The 4791-nt window shown below is 65.4% G+C and carries 2 protein-coding genes; both read right to left on the reverse strand.

Annotated features, from left to right (window positions below; translation table 11 throughout):
* Positions 1–278 precede the first annotated feature (278 nt).
* Positions 279–3290: a glycoside hydrolase family 2 TIM barrel-domain containing protein gene (locus J2S97_RS23825; protein ID WP_307052400.1), complete on the reverse strand. Its 3012-nt coding sequence runs from the start codon at positions 3288–3290 to the stop codon at positions 279–281.
* 194 nt (positions 3291–3484) lie between these two features.
* On the reverse strand, positions 3485–4555 hold the full coding sequence (locus J2S97_RS23830) for a LacI family DNA-binding transcriptional regulator (protein WP_307052401.1): 1071 nt from the start codon (positions 4553–4555) through the stop codon (positions 3485–3487).
* Positions 4556–4791 lie beyond the last annotated feature (236 nt).

Consider the following 4791-nt stretch of genomic DNA (forward strand, 5'->3'; position numbering starts at 1 on the left):
AAGCTTTGCAAACCCGCGTTTCCGCAGTTCCAAGCTCCACCACAAGGGCCCCCACCCGGTTTCCGCACGCCAGCAAAGACGCCGTTTTTCAGGCCGTTCAGAAGGGGGTCGGTCGCTATCTTTCCGCATCAGCGGCGGCGACTCGAATTACTTTACACGCCTGGAGGACCCCGCACAAATCCACCCGCAGGCGGGGTCCCGAGGCCGGAAATCTGCGGCATTCCGCGGATTTCCGGCCCTTCCCGCCGCCGTAGGTCGTACTTCAGCGCCGACTAGCCCTATGTGGACTGAGTCACACCAAATACGAACGAGAAGTCGGCCTCCCGCGGCTCCAGCCGATAGCCCTCCAGAACTCCCGGTCCGCACGCCGCAGTGCCGACTCCATGCACCACGTGATCGAGATAGACATAGCTGCGGCCGTCCGGAACCAGGGCTGGCCGATGGGTCGCAGCGTCAAGTACCTCCAGGCTGTACGGGCGCACGGTGAGTGCAAACGGTTGCCCGCTGACGGTGAGCCGGCCGCCGTCGAACTCCAACGCCGCCCGGTATACGCCTGAACGGGCGCCCGACTCCTGGGGCCGGACGTATTCCACGTCCATGTCCTGCAACGGCAGCTGGTACCAGCCGCGCTTGGTGCCCTGGCCTGTATCCGGGTAACTGTGATGCGGTCCCTGACCGAACCATTCCACGGACTGCGTGGGTGACCCCATCACGAGCTCAATCCCGACCCGCGCCCACGGCACCGGCCAGCCGGCGTTGGTCCACTCGCCGTCGGGCGTGACCTTGGTTCGGAGGCTGACACCGGACCCGTCGCTGGACCAGGCGTATTCGGCGATTACCCCAAACTGCTTGCCGGCCGGGGCAACGCGGGTCCGCACAACAAGTTCCTCCCCGCCGCCAGCCGTAGGACGGGACGAAACGCCGAGGAGTCGCGTGTGCAGCCGGTTGAGTCCGGCTTCCAGCCACTGGGTGGCCACTGGACGGGGATCCGGGCTCCCCCATTCCGCCCCAAGGTCATTGTCCGTGGGTGCACGCCATAACAGGAGCCGCAGCCCCTCAACCGGAGTGCCGCCGAGCCGGATGAGCGATCCGGTGGAGCGTTCGAAGACAGCCGGCCCTAGGCGAAGTAGATCACCTTCCACTTTCACCCCGGCAGTTGCCTCCAACTTCGGAGCCGCCGGAACATTGGCTGATTCCTGTCCCCAGGCGAGTTCGTGGCCTGCCTCGGCCCAGGCGGTGTCTTGCTTGAGCACTGCACTGACCGTCAGCACTGCCGGCGACAGGGCAGTTCTTTCCAGCAGGCCTGCGGGCAGCCGGACATGGGCGGATTCGTGCGGTGCCACCGGCGCAACCTCAACCGAACCGCCGTCGACCGTCACGCCGTCGGCCTCCACAACGTAGCGGAACTCCAGTGCCGAGGTGTCAGCGAAATCGAAGCGGTTGGTGAGCGAGAACCCCGACCAGTCCGCTGCCACCACAATGGACAGCGGCTCTACGACCTTCTTGAAATCCAGCAGGCCCGGGCGGGGAACGCGGTTTGCATCCACAAGCCCGTCCGTGACGAAGTTGCCGTCGTGGACTTCTTCGCCAAAGTCTCCTCCATAGACGAAGTGCTCCTTTCCGTCAGGCCCCGTGCGGGCAATGCCGTGTTCCAGCCACTCCCACACGAAGCCTCCCATCAGCCTCGGGTAGCGCTCGAAAAGCTCCTGGTATTCGGACATGCCGCCCGGTCCATTGCCCATCGCGTGGACGTATTCGCACAACACAAACGGCATGGCCCGCCGCCGCGCGTCCAGGCCGGCGTCGTCAAGCGGAGGCTCCACTCCCTGGCCGATCAGTCCGGTCTCCGCCTGGCTGGCGTACATCCGCGAGTAGACGTCCACGTAGGCCGAGGTCCAGTCGCCCTCGTAGTGGATGGGCCTGGAGGGGTCGCGGAGCTTGGTCCAGCGGGACATCGCGGCCAGGTTCTCACCGGTGCCGGCCTCGTTGCCCAGCGACCACATGATGACCGAGGCGTGGTTCTTGTCGCGTTCCACAGTCCTGGACATCCGGTCGACAAGGGCGGGCTGCCACTGCGGATCGGCGCTCGGATTCTGCCGCCAGCCGCCTTCTTCGAACCCGTGCGTTTCCAGGTCGCATTCAAGGACAACGTAGAAGCCAAGCTGGTCCGCCAGCGCCAGGAAGTCCGGATGCGGCGGGTAGTGCGACGTACGGATGGCATTGATGTTGTGCTGCTTCATAAGCCGCAGCTCGCGCTCCATGACCTCCCGTGGCACCACGCGGCCCAGCTTGGGATGGTGTTCGTGGCGATTGACGCCGCGGAGCAGGATCCGCTGCCCGTTCACCTTGAACTCGGCATCCTCGATGCTGATGGTGCGGAAGCCGAGCTGCGCAGAGACGGTCTCCCCCGTGGTGCTGACAGTGGCGTCGTAAAGCCGCGGCAGCTCTGCGGACCACGGCGCAATCCCCGGGAGACGGTGCTCTACGCCTGCAGGCAGTTCCAGCCCCAGCTCCGGGACACGCACGACGGCGGCAACCGGCTCACCTGCCCGGCTCACCTCGAGGCGCAGGATACCTTCGCCGGTGCTGTGGTCGAAGTCCGCGTGGACAAAGACGTCGTCAATTCCCTCTACCGGACGGGCCTGCAGCGTGACGTCCCGGAAGATGCCGGGTAGCCACCACATGTCCTGGTCCTCCACATAGCTGGCCGCGGAGAACTGGGCGACCTGCACGGCGAGGACATTCGCGCCCGGAACCAGCACACCCGTGACATCGAACTCGTGCGCGAGCCGGCTGCCGCGCGTGGTGCCCAGCAGGATGCCGTTCAGCCAGACCGTTCCGGCAGACTCGATGCCGTCAAAGCGGAGCAGCGCCGCCGGAAAATACTCCGGCCCCGCGGCAAACTCGAAGAACAGGTCACCGACGGGGTTGGCGTCCGGGACGTGCGGCGGTTCCACAGGGAAGGGGAACTGAACATTCGTGTACCAGGGCGTCCCGTGTCCGTGCATGGGCCAGCTGGACGGCACCGGGAGATCGCCGAAACCGGGTCGGTCCCCGCCTTCCTGCCAGCCGTCCTGGGGTGCCTGCCGGATACCGGGGTGCAGCCTGAACTTCCAGTCGCCGTTCAGGGACAGCCGAGGTGCGGTGCTCTGCAGATGGGCTCGGGCGGCCAGGGTGCCCTGTGGTGGCGCCATGGATGCGAGCCCGGCGACTTGTTCAGCGGCAAGGTCAAGGTCGGATTCCGCTGCGGCGGAAGCGTCGTGGCTGGTGGTCGTGAGCTCAGCTGGCATGGCATTTCCTTGGGTGGGGGGTGTTCCGGTGCCGGGCACGGCGTTATGGAAGTCGGCACCTGGTTAGCTTCGTGAACGTTCACGTTCGTAGATGATCCTACGCCAGCACACCATTCTTGAACAGGGTATTGGCTGCCAAGCGACGGGCATGATTGCCGCTCGCCTCGGCCGCGGACACCGAAGATGGCCCCGGTTCAGGCCGACTCACGGAGGACCAGTCGATGTTCCAGAGTCAGCCGGGCAGCGTCTGAACCTGGCGCAATTGCACCTGCCAAGAGCCCATCAAGGAGTTCGACGGCGGCCCGCCCCACCTCCCGCAAGTCCAGCGCCAAAGTGCTGAGTTCCGGTGTCAGAAGTTCCCCCAGGGGGATGCCGTCCATGCCGACCACCGCACAGTCCTCCGGCACGCGGAGCCCCGCGTCGGCTGCTGCCTTGAGGACGCCTGCGGCCATCAGGTCGTTGAAGACCAGGACCCCGTCGGTCTCTGGCCGGTCTTGGAACAAAGCCCCCGCGGCCACCCTTGCTGCGCCCGCCGTCTCCTCCGCCGTGATCAGTGACCACGGGGTCCTGATCTGATCCAGTCGATCCGCGACCGCCTTGCCGCGGACCGTGCACAGCCCGCTGCCACCCACGCGTGAGGGGACCATGGGATCTTGGTTTTCCGGTGTCAGTCCCGGGTGACGGGACTCGCATGCGTCCAGATAGGCGATGCGGACCCGGTTTGTGTGCCTCAGGTGGTCCACGGCGAGCTTCGCTGCCTGGTTGTAGTCGAAATTGATGCTCCCTGCCGCACCTCCTGGAATCTCGTCCAGGACAATTAGCGGGCGCCGGCCCAACGCGGCCTGGGCCTGGTCAGCATACCCGCCCAAGTATCCAATGACGGCGTCAACATGGGGAGCCAGGTGGTCCACGGCATCCAGTCCGCTCCGGCCGCCGTGACCGTAGTCATCCACCACTATCTGCCAGCCCCGCCGGGTGGCCAGTTCCACCACGCTCGAGGCAAAGGCCGGGAAGTAGGGGTTTGTGAGATCGGGGATGGCAAGCCCCACGGATGTCCTCGATCCCTGGACTAAGCCTTTGGCGAAACGGCTTGGGGTGTAACCAAGTTCACGTGCCAGCTCCTGCACGCGTTCGCGGGTGGATTCCTTGATACCCGGCATGCCGTTCATTGCGCGGGTGACTGTTTGGCGTGAAACCCCTGCGGCGGCCGCTACGTCGAGGATTGTTGCCGGCTTTGCCGGGCGTCCGGAGGTTATGGGGCTCATGGAGTGTAAGTCTAGAGCCGACGCTGAGAGAGGGTCTCCCGGAGCGTACAGGAAGTGAGAGAGGGTGCGCCTTTTGGCTGCAGGATGTGCGGGAGGGTGCGCGTTTTGGCTGCAGGAAGTGCGAGAGCGTCCGCCCGGGAAGGGTGCAGGTTGTGGGATTGGGTCGCTGTGGGGTGTGTTTGGGTGGTTAAAGTGGGAGAGCCCCGACCAGTTGCCTGGTTGGGGCTCTCGACCTA

Origin of the sequence: Arthrobacter oryzae (genome assembly GCF_030812315.1) — a bacterium.
Classification (GTDB): Bacteria; Actinomycetota; Actinomycetes; order Actinomycetales; family Micrococcaceae; genus Arthrobacter; species Arthrobacter oryzae_B.

Coding starts and splice junctions, on each gene's coding strand:
- J2S97_RS23825 (WP_307052400.1), bottom strand. CDS start 3,290: ATGCCAGCTGAGCTCACGACCACCAGCCACGACGCTTCCGCCGCAGCG.
- J2S97_RS23830 (WP_307052401.1), bottom strand. CDS start 4,555: ATGAGCCCCATAACCTCCGGACGCCCGGCAAAGCCGGCAACAATCCTC.